This is a genomic window from Acuticoccus sediminis (genome assembly GCF_003258595.1).
GTDB classification, from domain to species: Bacteria; Pseudomonadota; Alphaproteobacteria; order Rhizobiales; family Amorphaceae; genus Acuticoccus; species Acuticoccus sediminis.
In genome coordinates this window covers 783,185-798,905 of record NZ_QHHQ01000002.1, presented here as the reverse complement: position 1 = coordinate 798,905, position 15,721 = coordinate 783,185, and the positions used below count along the sequence as shown (strand labels likewise).

The window sequence follows — 15,721 nt, the reverse complement described above, 5'->3', positions numbered from 1 at the left end:
CGTGGCGGCGCCCGCACCGCGCCGGCCGCCGCCGGCCACCTCACGCCAGGACTGCCAGCCCTCAGATGACGTTTCTCATCCTCAGTCAGCTGCTCAACGGGTTCGCGCTCGGAATGATCTACGCCCTCGTGGGCGTCGGGCTGACCCTTATCCTGGGGATCCTCAACATCCCCAACTTCGCCCACGGCGCGCTCTACGCGATCGGCGCGTACCTCACCTACACGGTCGCCAGGCTCACGGGCTCGTTCTACATCGCCATTCTGATCGCCCCGCTCGGAACGGTCCTCATCGGCCTCGTCCTGGAGCATCAGGGGATCCGCCGCCTCTACAGCGCGCATCACGACTACCAGCTGCTCTTCCTGTTCGCGATGGCGCTCATCCTGCAGGAGCTGATCGTCATCATCTGGGGGCCCGTCGGTTTCTCGGTGATGCCGCCGAAGGCGCTGATGGGCGCGACGAACCTCGGCTTCGTCATCTACCCGACCTACCGCCTGGCGCTCATCGTCTTCACGCTGATCATCATCGTCACGCTCACGGTGTTCCTCACCTTCACCAATCTCGGCGCGATCCTGCGCGCGGGGATCGAGGACCGCGAGATGGCGTCGGTGCTCGGCATCAACATCGACAAGATGTTCCTGCTCACCTTCGGGCTCGGCGCCTGGCTGGCGGGTCTGGCGGGCGCGCTCGCCACCCCCATCCTGGGCCTGACGCCGACGATGGGGCTCGACATCCTGCCGATCTCGTTCGTCATCGTCGTGGTGGCGGGGCTCGGCAGCGTGCCGGGCGCGATCGTCGCCGGCATCCTCATCGGCATCGCCCAAGGGCTCACCACGATCTGGTGGCCGCAGGCGGCGAACGTCGTGATCTACATCCTGATGGGCCTCACGATCATCGCCCGTCCGCAGGGCCTCTTCGGGACGCGCTGATGACCACAGACCGTATCCTTCTCGTCCTCCTCCTCGTCTTCGTCGTCGCGGCGCCGTTCCTCTTCCCGATGGTCACCGCGGCGGAGATGCTGGTGTTCGCCCTCGTCGCCGTCGCCACCAACATCATGGTCGGCTACACGGGGATGCTCTCGTTCGGCCAGGCGATGTTCTTCGGCTCCGGCGCCTACGCGTCCGGCCTGATGCTGAAGGCGGGCCTGCCGCTCATCGTGGCGCTGCCGGGCGCCGCCCTCGTCGTCATGGTGCTGTCCATGGCGGTGGGCTTTTTCTGCGTGCGTCGCACCGGGCTCTACTTCATCTGCCTGACGTTCGCCTTCAACCAGATGTTCTACTTCATCGCCTACATCTGGACCGGCGTGACCGGCGGCGAGGACGGCCTGCCCGGCATTCCGCGGCCCGAGTTCATCGCGACACCGATGGCGTTCTACGTCTTCACCGCGGTGGTCCTCCTCGCCTCGCTGCTGGTGATCTGGCGGATCCTTCACGCGCCGCTCGGCCTCGTTTTCCGCCTGATCCGGGAAAACCCGTCGCGCACGGCCGCGGTCGGCTACGACGTGCGCCGCTTCCGCTGGTACGCCTTCGTGATCTCCTCCACGTTCACCGGACTCGCGGGCGGCGTCTACGCGATGCTCTACGGGATCGTGCCGATCGACCAGATCCACTGGCTGCGCTCCGGCGACTTCATCTTCATGCTGCTCTTCGGCGGCTCGGGGAACTTCTTCGGCCCGGTGATCGGCGCCGTCGCCTACATCTTCCTCTCCGACACGCTGGCGGTGATCTGGGCGCGCTGGCTCCTGGTGCTCGGCATCATCTTCGCGATCACCGTGCTCTTCTTTCGGGGCGGCATCGTCGGCCTCGTCGAGACCGTCGCGGCGAAGCTCACCGGCCGGCGCGCGGGAGAGGCGGAGGCCACACGATGAGCGTGATCCTCCAGTGCACCGGGCTCGCCAGGCACTTCGGCGGCGTCTTCGCCGTCAACGGAGTGGACCTTGCCGTCAGGGAAGGCACCATCCACTCCGTGATCGGGCCGAACGGGGCGGGCAAGTCCACCTTCTTCAACCTGATCTCCGGGGAGATCCTCCCCTCCTCCGGCACCGTCACCTTCGACGGGACGGACATCACCGGGACACCGCCGCACCGGATGCCGCACCTCGGCATATCGCGGTGCTTCCAGCGCACCAACGTCTTCCCGGACCTCACCATCCACGACAACGTCTGGGCGGCGCTGTTCGCGCGGATGAACAAGGGGCCGGCGGACTACCTGAAGCGCCGCAACGCCTTCCCCGACATCGAGGAAAAGACCGCCCAGATCATCCGAGAGGTGGGTCTCGCCCACAAGACGACGGCCCTTGCGCGCACCCTCTCGCACGGCCAGAGCCGCATGCTGGAGGTGGCGGTCAGCCTCGCGGGACTGCCCCGCCTGCTGCTGCTGGACGAGCCGACGCAGGGGCTCGCGCCCGAGGCGACGGTGGAGATGACCCACCTCATCAGGAGCCTGGCGGGGCGCTACACGATCCTTCTCATCGAGCACAAGATGAACATCGTCATGGAGATCTCCGACACGGTCTCGGTCCTGAGCCTCGGCCGGATGATCGAGGAGGGGCCGCCCGCGCAGATCCGCACGAGCCAGCGCGTCCAGGACGCCTACCTCGGGAGGGACACCGCGTGACCGCCGCGCTGAAGCTGGAAGACGTCCACACCTACTACGGCCTCGTCCACATGCTGCAGGGCGTGTCGTTCGAGGTGGCCAAGGGCGAGCTCCTCGCGATCCTCGGCCGCAACGGCGCGGGCAAGACGACGACGATCAAGTCCGTCATGGGCCTCGCCCCGCCGCGCCAGGGCCGCGTCCTCCTCGACGGCGAGGAGGTGACCGGCCTCAAGCCCTACCAGGTGGCGCAGAAGGGCGCGGCGTACGTGCCTGCGAGCCGCGGCATCTTCGCGACTCTCTCCGCGCTCGAGAACCTCAAGGTGTTCGAGAAGAAGGGCGGGCGCTACACCACGGAGGGCATCTTCTCGATGTTCCCGCGCCTCGCCGAGATGAAGTCGCGCGGCGGGCGCACGCTGTCGGGCGGCGAGCAGCAGATGCTCGCGATCGGCCGCACCCTCGTCACCGACCCGTCGGTGATCCTCCTCGACGAGCCGTCCCAGGGGCTCGCGCCGAAGATCGTCGACCTCGTGGTCGACATGATGACGCGGCTCAAGGCGGAGGGGATGGCGATCGTGCTGGTGGAACAGAACCTCGAACTTGCGCTACGCGTCGCCGACCGCGTCATCATCCTGGAGCAGGGCGCGGTCGTCTTCGAAGGGCCGGGGGCAACGGTCCGCGACGATCCGGAGCTTCAGGCGCGCTATCTCGGAGTAAGCGTATGAGCGAGACATCCTGCGCCCGCGCGCCGGGACGCCTCGGCGATCTGATGAAGGGTATCGTGGCGGGCGACATATCGCCGAGCGAGCTCGTCGATATGTATCTGGCCCGCATCGACGAGGTGCAGCCGCTGGCCGAGCCGTGGCGCGTGGTCGACGCCGAGGGCGCGCGGCGCGTCGCCGAGCAGCGCACCGCGGAGGCGCGCTCCGGCGCTCTGCGCGGCCCGCTCCACGGGATCCCCGTGGCGGTCAAGGACATCATCGACGTCGCCGGCTTCCCGACCCGGTGCAACGCCAGGATGCTGGAGGACGCGCCGCCCGCCACCGCCGACGCGGAAGTCGTGGCGGCGCTGAGGTGCGCCGGCGCCATCATCATGGGCAAGGCGCACACGACGGAGTTCGCCTTCACGTACCCGTCGCCCGCCCGCAATCCGCACAATCTGGCGCACACGCCGGGCGGCTCGTCGAGCGGATCGGCGGCGGCAGTGGCGAGCGGCTGCGTCCCGCTGGCGCTCGGCACGCAGACGATGGCGTCCGTGAACCGTCCCGCCGCGTACTGCGGCATCGGCGCGTTCAAGCCGTCGAGCCGGCTCCTGTCGACCTACGGCGTCTCGCTGCTGGCGCCGATGTACGACACGGTCGGCTTCTACGGCCAGACGACGGCGGACGCGATTGCGATGTTCGAGGCTCTCGCTCCGCCGCACGTCGTACCGGCCGCGGCTCCGCTCGGCGGCGTCCTCGTCCTCGACGACCCCCTCATCTTCGACATGGTTCCGGCGATGGCCGCCGCACTGGAGCGGATGGTCGAGGCGTGCCGCGAGGCGGGCATTGCCGTCGAGCGGGCCCGCTCGCCGGTGCCGTTCGAGGAGATCCGCCAGCTACACTGGCGCACGATGCACTACGAGGTGGGGCGCCTCCACACCCGCCGCCTCGGCGCCGGCGACGGCATCTCGGACCGCTTCCGCGCCGTGATCGAGGAGGGACTCGGCATCGACGACGAGACCTACCTCGCCGACCGGACGACGCTCCAGGCGGTGCGGGCGAGGATCGGCGAGACCATGAAGGGACGCGCCGTCCTGTGGCCCGCCGCCCCCGGCCCCGCGCCCGAGGGCCTCGATTGGACCGGCGATCCCCGCTACATCGCGCCGTGGACGGCGCTGGGCGGGCCGATGGTCACGATCCCGGCGGGCGTGGACGGGAGCGGCCTGCCGCTCGCCGGCATCCTCATCGGCCGCCCGGGCGACGACGCCAACATGTGCGCCCTCGCCCGAACCGTTGCGGCAGCGGCTGAAGTCCTGCCCTGATCGCCGGGGCGAACGCCGGTCCGCCCCTCACCGGGCGCGGACCGGCGCGCCGCCGGATCAGGCCGACCGGGCGAGCGGCACCTGGCCGACGCGGTCGAGGTAGTCGATGCAGACGTCGAGCGGCTCGACGTCGCCGAACTTGGCGTCGATGTCGAAGAGGTTCCACAGCACCGCGCCCGGGATGCGGTCGCCGACGCACTCCTTCACGACGATGGTCCGGAACCCTTCCGCCAGCCCGTCGCACACCGTCTCGCGCACGCAGGCCGAGGCGGTGACGCCGGTGACGAGGATCGTGTCCACGCCCGCCGCACGCAGGAAGCCGGCGAGGTAGGTGCCGTGAAAGGCGCTCGCCCGCTTCTTCACAAGCACCTGCTCACCCTTCACCGGCTCGATGCGCGAGTCGATCGCCCACAGGTCCGGACGGTCCTCGGAGACGACCTCGATGGGGATCTTGTGGTGCCACAGGCCCATGTCGGTGTTGGGGTTGGTGGTGTCGGTGACCTGGTAATAGGTCGTCGTGTGGACCACCGGGTGACCGTTGCGGCGGCACGCTGCGAGGAGCTTCTGCACCCCCGGGATGACGCCGTCGTCCATGTTCTCGCAGGAGAAGGGGTTGCCCGGCCGCGTCCACGCATTGGCGAGGTCGACATTGACGAGGCACGGCTTGGAGCCGAAACCCAGCCGGCGCTGGAAACCCCGGCTCGCGTAGCGGCGCCTCGCCTCCTCGAAGGCGCGCTCCAGCGCGGCGGTCAGGTCGTCGCTCATATCGTCTCTCCCATGGCATCGGGGTTGGCGACAAGGAGGATGCCCGCTGGATGGGTGCGCGAGAATGATTGGTTTGCTATAAATTCATTCGTCTCGCGGAATAATCGGCCATGTACGAGCTGCGCCATCTGCGCGCCTTCCTCGCTGTCGCGGAGGCCCTCCACTTCGGCCGCGCGGCCGAGCGGATCGGCCTGTCGCAACCCGCGCTCAGCCGCACCATCGCCGAACTGGAGGAGGCGCTCTCCGTCACGCTCTTCCGGCGCACCACCCGTCAGGTCAGCCTGACGGCGGCGGGCGAGGCCTTCATGGAGGCGACGCGGGAGACCTTCGCGCAGCTCCGGCGCGCCGAGACGGCGGCGCAGGACGCCGCGGCTGGCACGACCGGGCTGCTGCGCATCGCCTACAACGACTTCGCCATCAACGGGCGCCTGCCCGAGCTCATCCGCGTCTTCGTCGAGCGCCATCCCGACATCCGCCTGGAGCTCACTTATCTGGCAACGACCCTGCAGCGGAAGGCGCTGCTCACGGAGAGCATCGACGTCGGCTTCCTGATCGGCGGCCTGGAGAGCGAGGGGTTTGCGAACTACCCCTTCCACGAGGATCGCTACGTCGCCCTCCTCCCCGCGACGCATGCGATGGCGAGCCGGCGCGAGCTCTACCTCACCGACCTCGCCGACGAGCCGTTCGTGATGGGGACGGTGGACCAGTGGGGCGCGCACCGCGAGCGCACGTTCGCCCTCTGCCAGTCCGCAGGGTTCTTCCCGAAGGTCGTTCAGGAGGCAGGATCGAGCGAGGGGATCTTCGGTCTCGTCGCGGCGGGCACGGGCGTGACGATCTATGCCGAATGCGTACGCAACCTGCAGCGGCGCGGTCTCGTCATCAAGCCGCTGTCGGATGTCACCGCCGTCACGCCCACGATAGCGGTCTGGCGCCGTGGAAATCGTGCCGCAACCCTCGCCCGCTTCGTCGAATGCCTGCAGAATGTGTGGGGCCGCTCCTCGCCATAGCGCATTCGCATTCAGGACCGATGCGGAACCGCCGCGGGCGGACGTTCAGGCGCGAAGGAAATGGCATGCAAATTGCTTTACGAAAAGCAACCTGGTGCCGCGGCACCTCCCGACCCCTCGACCATCGCGAGAGTTAACTCCTCATGTTCCCCCTTCTCAGCACAAAACGCCTCGCATTGGCCGGCTGCGCCCTCCTCGCCCTCGGCCACGTCAGCGCCCAGGCCGCGGACGTCGACCTGCGCGTTCTCGGCTGGTACGGCAACCAGCCCCAGCAGCAGGAGATCGAGACCCCGTTCTGGAAGGGCCTCGAAGAGCGCACCGACGGTGCCTTCTCTGCCCAGTTCCGCACCATCGACGAGCTCGGCCTGACCGGCTTCGAGGCACTGCGCACGCTCCAGTCGGGCGCGTTCGACATCGTCTCGATCCAGGTGAGCCACGTCTCCGGCGACGATCCGCTGTTCATGGGCGCCGACCTGCCGGGCCTGTCCTACACCTTCGACGACCTCGCCAAGCTGCTCGAGGCGTACTCGCCGGTGATGGACAAGCGTCTGCAGGAGCGCTACGGCGCCAAGCTCGTCGCCACCTGGGCCTACCCGCCGCAGATCCTCTACTGCAAGGGCGACATCAAGGGCTTCGCCGACCTCGAGGGCAAGAAGGTCCGCGTCTCCAGCGCATTCAGCGCGAAGGCGGTCGAGGAGTTCGGCGGGACGTCCGTCACGCTCGCCGGCCCCGAGGTCTACCAGGCGCTGCAGCAGGGCGTCGTCGACTGCGCCGCGACGGGCAGCGTCTACGGCAACGTCAACGGCTGGCACGAGGTGACGGACACCCTCTTCCCGGTTCCGCTCGGCGGGTCGGGCGTCTCGATCCACGTCATCCGCCTCGACACCTGGAACAAGCTCACCCCCGAGCAGCAGGAGATGCTGACGGCCGAGCTCGACGAGCTGGGTGACGCGCTCTGGACCATGGGCGTGGAAGACAACCAGGACGGCATCAACTGCAACGTCGGCGCCGAGCCCTGCGAGAACGGCCAGGTCGGCAACATGAGCCTCCTCGAGGTGACGCCCGAGGCGCGCGCCGAGATGAAGGCCGCACTGGAGAGCGCCATCCTGCCGATGTGGATCGCCGAGTGCGAGCGCGTCGTCGACGACTGCCGCGCCGAATGGAACGGCTCCGTCGGCAAGGTCCTCGACATCGAGCTCTGACATCGCGAGCGGGGGCGGCTTCCACCGGGAGCCCGTCCCCGTCCGCCCATTCGTGTACCGTTCCTGCGCGCATCGGCCGGGCGTTCTCCGGCGGTGCGCCCCGAGGGCGCCGGCGGCGCCCTTTGTCGTTCGAAGGGTTCAACCCATGACCGCGTTCGATCACTGGATCGAAAAGCTGACGCGCTCCCTCGCCATCATCGGCGGATGGGTGCTCATCGCGCTCTCGCTCGCGACGGTGGTGAGCGCCATCCTGCGCAAGTTCTTCAACACCAGCATTCAGGGCGTCGACGAGTACGGCGGCTACATCCTCGCCATCGTCGGGGCCATCGGCTTCTCCCACGCTCTCGTCAAGCGGGCGCACGTGCGCATCGAGATCCTGCGCCAGCCGCTGCGGCCGGCCGGACAGGCCGCCGTCGACATGGTCGCGCTCGTCGCCCTGCTCATCACGGCCTGCATCCTCGTCTGGGTCGCCTCGACCGTCGTGTCGTCGACGGTGTCGATGAACGCCCTCTCCAACACACCGCTGCGCACCCCGCTCGTGATCCCGCAGTCGATCTGGGCCGGCGCGCTCGGCCTGTTCGCGCTCATCTGCCTCGTCCTCACCGTGCGCTGCGTCGCGGCGCTGGTGCGCGGCGACGTGGACTTCGTGCGCCGCCGGCTGGGGTCGGAGACGATCGACGAGGAGGTGACCCGCGTCCTCGACGACCTCGAGAAGCGCGGCGGCGCCGAGAGCGCCGGGGAGGCCCGCCCGTGAGCGCCTCCCTCCTCTACTTCGGCGCCATCCTCGTCGTCCTCGGCACCAGCATCTACGTCGGCGCCGCGCTCGTGCTCCTCGCCTTCGGGGCGGACCTCACCTCCCTCGGGATCCTGCCCAACATGGCCGGGAACATCCTGTGGAGCACGATGAACTCGTACATCCTGGTGGCGATCCCGCTGTTCGTGCTGCTGGGCGAGATCCTCTCCCTCAGCGGCGTCGCGGACCGGATGTACCGCGCGCTCGCCCACTGGGTCGGCTGGCTGCCGGGCGGCCTCGTGCATGCCAACATCGCCACCTGCGCGCTGTTCGCGGCCGCGTCAGGGTCCAGCGTCGCGACGGCGGCCACCATCGGCACCGTCGCGCAGCCGACGCTGCTGCGCCTCGGCTACGACCAGCGACTGGTGCTCGGCTCCATCGCGGCGGGCGGCACGCTCGGGATCCTCATCCCGCCGTCGATCAACATCATCGTCTACGGCGCGCTCACCAACACCTCGATCGGGCGCCTCTTCGCCGCCGGCATCCTGCCGGGGATCGTGCTGGCGATGACGATGTCGCTGATCGTCATCGCCATCTCGCTCATCAAGGGCTCGAAGGCCGAGACGCTCGACGCGCAGATGACGATGGCGCAGCGCATCCGCTCGCTGATCCATGTCCTGCCGGTGCTGTTCGTGTTCACCGTGGTGATGGGCTCGATCTACCTCGGCATCGCGACGCCCACCGAGGCGGCGGCCATGGGCATCATGGCGGCGCTCATCCTGGCGGCGATCAACGGAACGCTCACCATCACGATGCTGCACACCGCGTTCGAGTCGGCGGTGAAGACGACCGCGATGATCCTGCTCGTCATCGTCGGCGCCTTCATCCTGAACTTCCAGCTCAGCGTCACCGGGATCCCGCAGGCCTTCGCCAACTGGATCGTGTCGCTGGACCTCGGCAAGTACGGCACGATCTGGATGCTCGTGGTCTTCTACGCGATCCTCGGCTGCTTCCTGGAAGCGGTGGCGATGCTGGTGACGACGATCGCCGTGGTCTACCCGCTCGTCATCAAGCTCGGCTTCGACCCGGTCTGGTTCGGCATCTTCATCATCGTCCTGATGGAGATGGCGCTGATCACCCCGCCGGTCGGTCTCAACCTCTTCGTGGTGCAGAACATCCGCATCAGGCAGGGGTCGATCCTCGACGTCTACCGCGGGGTGGCGCCGTTCGTGCTGGCGATGGTCATCTTCCTGGCGATCCTCATCTACGTGCCGGAGATCGCCCTGTGGCTTCCGTCGTTGCTGTTCTGACGCCATGACCGGACAGGATCTCGTCGCCGTATGGGCGACGCCGGACAGCTTCGCCCCCTACGGCGCCCTCGTCCCCGTCCCGCAGGACGGGGCGCGGGTGCCGCTGCCGGAGACGTTTCCGGGCGAGCGGACCGCGGGCGAGCCGCGCCTTGCCATGAACGCCATCGCCCCGGCCGCGGGCGCCGTCCCGCTGATGCTGGAACGGCACCCCTACAGCGTGCAGATGTTCGTCCCCCTCGGCGAGGAACCGCTGCTCGCGGTGGTCGCCTCGCCGGACCTCGACCGGCCGGGCCGGGGCGACCTGAGGGCGTTCAAGATTCCGGCGCGTCACGCCGTCGTCTACCGCGCCGGGACGTGGCATCTCGGCATGGCGGCCCTCACCGGGCCGACCGCCTTCGCCGTCTTCATCCGCCGGATGGCGGACGGGCGGGACACCGAATTCTTCGATCTGCAAGGAGTTGCCGAAATTGTCGTCTGACAGCGTGCCCGGCGATCCGCGCCCGCGCGACTTCGTGGGCTACGGCGCCCATCCCCCGCATCCCCGCTGGCCGGGCGACGCGCGGATCGCGGTCAACATCGTCATCAACGTCGAGGAAGGCTCGGAGCCGTCGGTGCCGGACGGCGACGCGGAAACCGAACAGGGCCTGACCGAGGGGGGCGGCGGCGGCTTCAAGGGCCGCGACCTCGCCGCCGAGTCGATGTTCGAGTACGGCAGCCGCGTCGGCTTCTGGCGCCTCCTGCGCATCCTGCGCCAGCATGGCGCGCCGGCCACCTTCTTCGCCTGCTCGCGCGTTCTGGAACGGAACGCCGAGATCGCCGGCGCCATCGCCGAGGCGGTCGGCAGCGGCACCTACGATGTATGCGGCCACGGCCTGCGCTGGGAGCGCCACCAGACCCTGACGCGCGCCCAGGAAGAGGCCGCGATCCATGAGGCCCACGCGACCCTGACGCGCCTCACCGGCGAGGCGCCCGCCGGCTGGTACTGCCGCTACGCGCCGACCATCCACACCCGTGACATCGTCGCCGCCCACGGCGGATTCCTCTACGATGCCGACGCCTACAACGACGAGCTGCCCTACTGGACGACCGCGCTCGGCCGCCCGCATCTCGTCGTGCCCTACAGCCTCGCCGTCAACGACGCGAAGTTTTCGCGCGCGGCCTTCGCCACGGCGGGGCAGTTCTTCGAGTTCATGAAGGATACGTTCGACGTGCTCTACACCGAGGGCGAGACCGCCCCGAAGATGATGACGGTCGGCCTCCACTGCCGCCTGATGGGCCAGCCGGGCCGCGCACTCGCCCTCACCCGCTTCCTCGAGCACGTCGCCGGGCACGACCGCGTCTGGCTCACCCGCCGCGGCGACATCGCCCGCCACTGGATGGCGACCTTCCCCGCTCCGGGAGGCGCCGCATGAGCCGCCTCGCAGGCAAGAAGGCCGTGGTCATCGGCAGCGGCACCGGGATCGGCCGCGCCGTCGTGCGCCTCTTCGCCGAGGAGGGCGCGGACGTCATGGCCGCGGACTTCGACAAGGCCGCCGAGCTTGCCTCCCTGAAGGCCGCCGTCGAGGAGACGGGCCGCACCTGCCTCACCGCGGAAGTGGACGTGCGCCAGCCGGCCACCATCGCCGCGGCCATCGCAGCAGCGCACGAGGCGTTCGGGCGCATCGACGTCCTCGTCAACAACGCCGGCATCTCCCCGCCGAAGTCCGAGTTCCACGAGCAGGACCCGGAGGTCTGGACGCGCACGCTCGACATCAACCTCCTCGGCGTCGCGCATGCGATGCAGCGGGTGATGCCGATCATGCTGTCGCAGGGCTCGGGGTCGATCATCAACACGGCCTCGCAGCTTGCCCACAAGCCGGCGCCGCGCGGCGGCATCTACAGCGCCTCCAAGGCGGCGGTGGTGGCGCTGTCGGTCTCGGTGGCGCAGGAGGTCGCGGCGAGCGGGGTGCGCGTGAACGTCGTCTGCCCGGGCCCGATCGACACGCCGATGTGGCGCGCCGGCAATCCGGAGTGGGCGGCATGGAAGATCGGCACGCTGCCGATCAAGCGGATCGGCACGCCCGAGGAGGCCGCCTACGCCTACGTCTACCTCGCGTCGGACGAGAGCACGTTCATGATCGGCCAGAGCGTCTCGCCCAACGGCGGCGACGTGATGTGGTGACGGCCGGCGGCGGGGCCCCGCCGCGCGACTGCGTCGCGCTCAGTTCGCGAAGCGGCCCGTCTCGACGAAGGCGTTGAGGCGGGTGGCGAAGGGGGCGAGGTCGAGCGCCTGATCGCGCACCCAGGTGTCGTTGAAATAGGAGCTGGCGTACCGCTCGCCCCCGTCGCAGCACAGGAAGACGACCGCGCCGGACCGTCCGGTGCGGGCCATCTCCGCGACCACGGTGGCGACGCCCCAGAACGCCGTGCCCGTCGACCCGCCGCACTCCCGCCCCAGCAGCCGCGACAGGCCGCGTGCAGCGGCGATCGAGGCCGCATCCGGCACGGCGAGCCAGCGGTCGACGAGGGCGGGCAGGAAGCTCGCCTCGACACGCTGCCGCCCGATCCCCTCCACCAGCGACGCCGGGCCCGGGCAGGCCGACTGCGCACGGTCGTTGCAGTGCCGGTGCAGCACGGAGCGGTCCGGATCGACGAGGCAGATCTTTGCGTCGAGGCCCCTGTAGCGCAGGTGGCGGCCGATGGTGGTGATGGTGCCGCCGGTGCCGGCGCCCGCGACGACCCAGGCGAGCTCCGGGGCACCCGCCGCGACGAGCTGGTCGAGGATGGCGGCGCCGATGTTGCTGCGGCCCTGCCAGTCGCTCGCGCGCTCGGCATAGGTGAACTGGTCGATGAAGACGCCGCCGCGTTCGACGGCGAGGCGCTGGCTCTCCTCGCGCACGTCGACGCCCGGCTCGACGAGATGGCACTCCCCGCCGTGCGCCTCGATCAGCGCCAGCTTGGCGGGCGAGGTCGTGCGGGGAACGACCGCCACGAACGGGAGGCCGAGCAGGCGGGCGAAGTAGGCTTCGGAGACGGCGGTCGACCCGGAGGAGGCCTCGATAATCGTGCTGTCCGGGCCGATCCGGCCCGACACCAGACCGTGCATGAAGAGCGAGCGGGCGAGGCGGTGCTTGAGGCTCCCCGTCGGCTGACGGGTCTCGTCCTTGAGGTAGACCGGGATGTTCGGCACGGCGGGAAGATCGAGCCGCAGGAGCGGTGTTTCCGTCGCCCGCGCCTCCTCCTCGTGCAGCCGTGCGACCATGTTCGCAACGGCATCCCGGTCGGTCATCGTCGTCGGCTTGAGGAGCGCTACCGCCACGTCATCCATCCCTGTCAACGCAACGAGCACAGATTACCAGCGCGAGGCTGGAATAGGCTTGCAACTTTCGCGGCATCGACCTCAAAGTTGGAATCTGCTTCCTTAAATCGGAATATTATGAGATGAATTTTCTTCCATCTTCGCGGAGGCCGCGGTACCTGTACTCCTTGTGAAAACAACAGCTTCGGAGAGACCGGTGCTCGATTCGATCGACGTGAAGATCCTGGCCCTCCTGCAATCTGACTGCACGCTCCCCGTGGCGGAGATCGCAAACCGGGTCGGCCTGTCCTCGACGCCCTGCTGGCGGCGCATCCAGAAGCTGGAGGAGGAGGGCTACATCAAGGCCCGCGTCGCGCTCCTCAACGCGGAGAAGCTCAATGCGGAGGTCGCGGTGTTCATCGCCGTGCGCACCAGCCAGCACAACGCCGACTGGCTCGGCCGCTTCCAGGACGCCGTCGCCTCGATGCCGGAGGTGGTCGACTTCTTCCGCCTGTCGGGGGACATCGACTACCTGATCCGTGTCGCGCTGCCGAACATCAAGGCCTACGACGAGTTCTACAAGCGGCTGATCAAGCTGATCGACCTCAGTGACGTCTCGTCGATGTTCGCGATGGAGGAGATCAAGTCGACGACGGAGCTGCCCCTCGGTTTCGTCACCATGAAGGGACGATAGCGGCTCAGGCGATCAGCGCCTTGCCGTTGTTGGCCTTGTCCGGGATCGGCTCGCAGCCCCGCTCGCGGAAGAATTCCAGCAGCCGCTGGGCCCCGCGGTGGACGTGCTCCTGCGACAGCGCTTCAGCGCGCGCGCCCTGGCCGCGCTTGATCGCGCGGAGCAGGTAATGGTGGTCCTCCTGCGCGCGGGCGATGAAGTGGAAGTCGAACACCTCGTTCTTCACCTTGTCGACGCCCGGCAGGTTGCGCGTGCGCCGGAGCGTTTCGGACAGGTGCTCGTTGCCGGACGCCTCGATGATGAGACGGTGGAAGTCGTTGTTGAGGCTGCGAAGCTCGTCGGCGAGCTCCTCCCGGCCGGTGGCGATCACCGCGTCGGTCTCCGCGACGTTGCGGTCGAGCGCCTCGCGCTCGGCATCGCTGAGGCCGATCTCGGCCGCGAGACGCGAAGCGAGCCCCTCCAGCGAGGAGCGAACCTCGTAGACGCCGGCGATGTAGGCCGGCGTGATCGCGCGGACGATGAAGCCGGCGTTCGGGCGGTAGACGACTAAACCTTCACTCGCGAGGTAGTTTAGCGCAGCGCGAACAGGGGTGCGCGATGTCCCGAGCTCGGCCGCGAGATCCACTTCGTTGAGATGGGCGTGCGGCTCGTAATAGCCCTCGATCAGCCGCTCACGCAGCTTTGTCGTGATCGCCTGACTGCGCGTGGTGACCAAACGCGTCCTCGCTTTTCTTTGACCGAACCGCAGACGGTGGGCCGGATGTAGAGGGGCCGCCCCATGAAGACAATGGGCGGCCCCGAGGGGTTCAGAGCTTCAGGTCCGGGTCGAGCACGGGGGCGATGGCCTCGGCAATTCCCAGAAGAGTCGCATCGCCGTAGCGCGGGCCGATGAGCTGGACCCCGACCGGGAGGCCGTTCGGACCCTTGTGTCCCGGAACGGCGAGGCACGGCGCGTGGAGCACGGTCCACATGGAGTTCATCACCCAGTCGCCGGTCGTATCGAGTCCGACCGGCGCCTCGCCGGGCGCGGACGGGGTGATGACCACGTCGAGGTCGGCGCCGAAGAGGGCGTCGAACGCCTCGCGGCAGCGGGCAGCGAGGTTGAGATGCTCGGCGAGCAGGCTCGGCGTGATCTGGTTGACGTTCTCCACCCGGTCGATGAAGTCCTGGTGCATGTCGCCCCGGCGCAGGAGGAATTCGGCGAGGAACTGCACGCGGCCCTCGCCGTACATCAGCACCCGCTGCGTGTCGTTGAGCCGGGCGAACGGCTCGGCGAGGTCGAGGTCGAACACCGCGGCGCCGGCCTCGGCGAGGAGGCGGGCGGCCCGTTCCAGCGCTTCCTTCCCCTCGGGCGCGGCGGCGTCCCAGTTGTGGGTGCGCGTGATGCCGACCTTGAGGCCCTTGACCGGCGGGGCGGTCACCATGTCCGCCCCCGGCAGGCGGAACGCCTCGGCGACGAGCGTGAGGTCCTGCGGCGAGCGGCCGTACCAGCCGATGGTGTCGAGGCTGGGCGAATAGTGCCGCGCCCCGTCCCACGAGACGAGGTTGTGCGTCGGCTTCAGCGCGTAGATGCCGTTGAAGGCGGCGGGCCGGATCAGCGAGCCGCCGGTCTGCGTCCCGAAGGCGAGCGGGACCTGGAAGTCGCCCACCGCCGCGCCGGAGCCGGACGAGGAGCCGCCCGGCGTGCGGCCGGGGGCCATGGGGTGGTGCGTCGCCGCCTTGCGGCCGGCGGCGGCGAACTCCACCGTGTCGGTCTTGCCGAGGACGAAGGCGCCCATCGCCTTCATCACCGTGACGCTGTGGGCGTCGTGGCTCGGGCGATTGCCGAAGTGGCCGGGGGAGTTGTCCGTCGTCGGGTACTCGGCGGTGTCGATCATGTCCTTGACGCCGAGGGGCATGCCGAGCAGCGGCCCGGGCACGTCGCCGGAGGCGCGGCGCTTGTCGGCCTCGCGGGCGCTGCGGATGGCGCGGGCCGGGTCGTAGCTGACCCAGGCCTTCACCGCCGGCTCGCGCGCCTCGATCCGGGCGAGGCACGCGCGGGCGAGTTCCTCCGCCCCGAGTTCGCCCTTCGCCATCAGCGCCGCGGCCTGGCTGGCGGTCAGTTCATTGGCTTCCATGATGGTA

The 15,721-nt window shown here is 69.0% G+C and carries 17 protein-coding genes; 13 read left to right on the top strand and 4 right to left on the bottom strand.

The window, feature by feature from the left end:
* Positions 1-65 precede the first annotated feature (65 nt).
* The 5 genes from DLJ53_RS11600 to DLJ53_RS11580 are packed head-to-tail and all read left to right on the top strand — an operon-like array spanning position 66 to position 4,612.
* The gene (locus tag DLJ53_RS11600; RefSeq protein ID WP_111345290.1) at positions 66-926 is read left to right on the top strand and encodes a branched-chain amino acid ABC transporter permease; all 861 of its coding nucleotides are present in this window, start codon (positions 66-68) and stop codon (positions 924-926) included.
* Positions 926-1,864, top strand: a complete 939-nt coding sequence (locus DLJ53_RS11595) for a branched-chain amino acid ABC transporter permease (RefSeq protein ID WP_111345289.1) — start codon at positions 926-928, stop codon at positions 1,862-1,864. Before DLJ53_RS11600 ends, DLJ53_RS11595 begins: the two co-directional genes overlap by 1 nt.
* Positions 1,861-2,613 carry an ABC transporter ATP-binding protein gene (locus DLJ53_RS11590; protein ID WP_111346265.1) on the top strand — a complete coding sequence of 251 codons (753 nt, stop codon included), beginning with the start codon at positions 1,861-1,863 and terminating at the stop codon, positions 2,611-2,613. Before DLJ53_RS11595 ends, DLJ53_RS11590 begins: the two co-directional genes overlap by 4 nt.
* Positions 2,610-3,314: an ABC transporter ATP-binding protein gene (locus DLJ53_RS11585; RefSeq protein WP_202913108.1), complete on the top strand. Its 705-nt coding sequence runs from the start codon at positions 2,610-2,612 to the stop codon at positions 3,312-3,314. The genes DLJ53_RS11590 and DLJ53_RS11585 overlap by 4 nt, the downstream gene beginning before the upstream one ends.
* The gene (locus DLJ53_RS11580) at positions 3,311-4,612 is read left to right on the top strand and encodes an amidase (protein WP_111345287.1); all 1,302 of its coding nucleotides are present in this window, start codon (positions 3,311-3,313) and stop codon (positions 4,610-4,612) included. Before DLJ53_RS11585 ends, DLJ53_RS11580 begins: the two co-directional genes overlap by 4 nt.
* A gap of 57 nt (positions 4,613-4,669) precedes the next feature.
* Here DLJ53_RS11580 and DLJ53_RS11575 read toward each other — a convergent pair whose 3' ends face one another.
* On the bottom strand, positions 4,670-5,377 hold the full coding sequence (locus DLJ53_RS11575; RefSeq protein WP_111345286.1) for an isochorismatase family protein: 708 nt from the start codon (positions 5,375-5,377) through the stop codon (positions 4,670-4,672).
* Positions 5,378-5,487: 110 nt separating this feature from the next.
* On the opposite strand from DLJ53_RS11575, the gene DLJ53_RS11570 reads away from it, so the two are divergent.
* From DLJ53_RS11570 to DLJ53_RS11540, 7 genes are all read left to right on the top strand, one after another.
* A complete protein-coding gene (locus DLJ53_RS11570; RefSeq protein ID WP_111345285.1) occupies positions 5,488-6,384 on the top strand; it encodes a LysR family transcriptional regulator in 897 nt (298 codons plus the stop codon).
* A gap of 143 nt (positions 6,385-6,527) precedes the next feature.
* Positions 6,528-7,586, top strand: a complete 1,059-nt coding sequence (locus DLJ53_RS11565; RefSeq protein WP_111345283.1) for a TRAP transporter substrate-binding protein — start codon at positions 6,528-6,530, stop codon at positions 7,584-7,586.
* A gap of 145 nt (positions 7,587-7,731) precedes the next feature.
* Positions 7,732-8,340, top strand: a complete 609-nt coding sequence (locus DLJ53_RS11560) for a TRAP transporter small permease subunit (protein WP_111345282.1) — start codon at positions 7,732-7,734, stop codon at positions 8,338-8,340.
* On the top strand, positions 8,337-9,629 hold the full coding sequence (locus tag DLJ53_RS11555) for a TRAP transporter large permease (protein ID WP_111345280.1): 1,293 nt from the start codon (positions 8,337-8,339) through the stop codon (positions 9,627-9,629). The genes DLJ53_RS11560 and DLJ53_RS11555 overlap by 4 nt, the downstream gene beginning before the upstream one ends.
* Positions 9,630-9,633: 4 nt before the next feature.
* The gene (locus DLJ53_RS11550; protein WP_111345279.1) at positions 9,634-10,107 is read left to right on the top strand and encodes an ureidoglycolate lyase; all 474 of its coding nucleotides are present in this window, start codon (positions 9,634-9,636) and stop codon (positions 10,105-10,107) included.
* The gene (locus DLJ53_RS11545; protein ID WP_226575846.1) at positions 10,097-11,041 is read left to right on the top strand and encodes a polysaccharide deacetylase family protein; all 945 of its coding nucleotides are present in this window, start codon (positions 10,097-10,099) and stop codon (positions 11,039-11,041) included. The genes DLJ53_RS11550 and DLJ53_RS11545 overlap by 11 nt, the downstream gene beginning before the upstream one ends.
* Positions 11,038-11,790, top strand: coding sequence for an SDR family NAD(P)-dependent oxidoreductase (locus DLJ53_RS11540; protein WP_111345276.1), 753 nt, complete (start codon positions 11,038-11,040; stop codon positions 11,788-11,790). Before DLJ53_RS11545 ends, DLJ53_RS11540 begins: the two co-directional genes overlap by 4 nt.
* Positions 11,791-11,829: 39 nt before the next feature.
* Here the strand turns inward: DLJ53_RS11540 and DLJ53_RS11535 are convergent, their stop codons facing one another.
* A complete protein-coding gene (locus tag DLJ53_RS11535; RefSeq protein ID WP_202913107.1) occupies positions 11,830-12,927 on the bottom strand; it encodes a PLP-dependent cysteine synthase family protein in 1,098 nt (365 codons plus the stop codon).
* 196 nt (positions 12,928-13,123) lie between these two features.
* Here DLJ53_RS11535 and DLJ53_RS11530 point away from each other — a divergent pair, with 196 nt between their 5' ends.
* The gene (locus DLJ53_RS11530; protein ID WP_111345273.1) at positions 13,124-13,600 is read left to right on the top strand and encodes an Lrp/AsnC family transcriptional regulator; all 477 of its coding nucleotides are present in this window, start codon (positions 13,124-13,126) and stop codon (positions 13,598-13,600) included.
* A 4-nt stretch (positions 13,601-13,604) separates the two neighbouring features.
* On the opposite strand, the gene DLJ53_RS11525 is transcribed toward DLJ53_RS11530, so the two are convergent.
* The gene (locus tag DLJ53_RS11525) at positions 13,605-14,312 is read right to left on the bottom strand and encodes a GntR family transcriptional regulator (RefSeq protein ID WP_111345271.1); all 708 of its coding nucleotides are present in this window, start codon (positions 14,310-14,312) and stop codon (positions 13,605-13,607) included.
* A 91-nt stretch (positions 14,313-14,403) separates the two neighbouring features.
* Complete coding sequence (locus DLJ53_RS11520) at positions 14,404-15,714, bottom strand: amidase (RefSeq protein WP_111345269.1); 1,311 nt, start codon at positions 15,712-15,714, stop codon at positions 14,404-14,406.
* Positions 15,715-15,721: the final 7 nt, after the last annotated feature.

Bases quoted from the DNA above. Each gene is read 5' to 3' on its own strand.
- DLJ53_RS11600 (WP_111345290.1), top strand. From the start codon at position 66: ATGACGTTTCTCATCCTCAGTCAGCTGCTCAACGGGTTCGCGCTCGGA.
- DLJ53_RS11595 (WP_111345289.1), top strand. From the start codon at position 926: ATGACCACAGACCGTATCCTTCTCGTCCTCCTCCTCGTCTTCGTCGTC.
- DLJ53_RS11590 (WP_111346265.1), top strand. From the start codon at position 1,861: ATGAGCGTGATCCTCCAGTGCACCGGGCTCGCCAGGCACTTCGGCGGC.
- DLJ53_RS11580 (WP_111345287.1), top strand. From the start codon at position 3,311: ATGAGCGAGACATCCTGCGCCCGCGCGCCGGGACGCCTCGGCGATCTG.
- DLJ53_RS11575 (WP_111345286.1), bottom strand. From the start codon at position 5,377: ATGAGCGACGACCTGACCGCCGCGCTGGAGCGCGCCTTCGAGGAGGCG.
- DLJ53_RS11570 (WP_111345285.1), top strand. From the start codon at position 5,488: ATGTACGAGCTGCGCCATCTGCGCGCCTTCCTCGCTGTCGCGGAGGCC.
- DLJ53_RS11565 (WP_111345283.1), top strand. From the start codon at position 6,528: ATGTTCCCCCTTCTCAGCACAAAACGCCTCGCATTGGCCGGCTGCGCC.
- DLJ53_RS11560 (WP_111345282.1), top strand. From the start codon at position 7,732: ATGACCGCGTTCGATCACTGGATCGAAAAGCTGACGCGCTCCCTCGCC.
- DLJ53_RS11550 (WP_111345279.1), top strand. From the start codon at position 9,634: ATGACCGGACAGGATCTCGTCGCCGTATGGGCGACGCCGGACAGCTTC.
- DLJ53_RS11540 (WP_111345276.1), top strand. From the start codon at position 11,038: ATGAGCCGCCTCGCAGGCAAGAAGGCCGTGGTCATCGGCAGCGGCACC.
- DLJ53_RS11520 (WP_111345269.1), bottom strand. From the start codon at position 15,714: ATGGAAGCCAATGAACTGACCGCCAGCCAGGCCGCGGCGCTGATGGCG.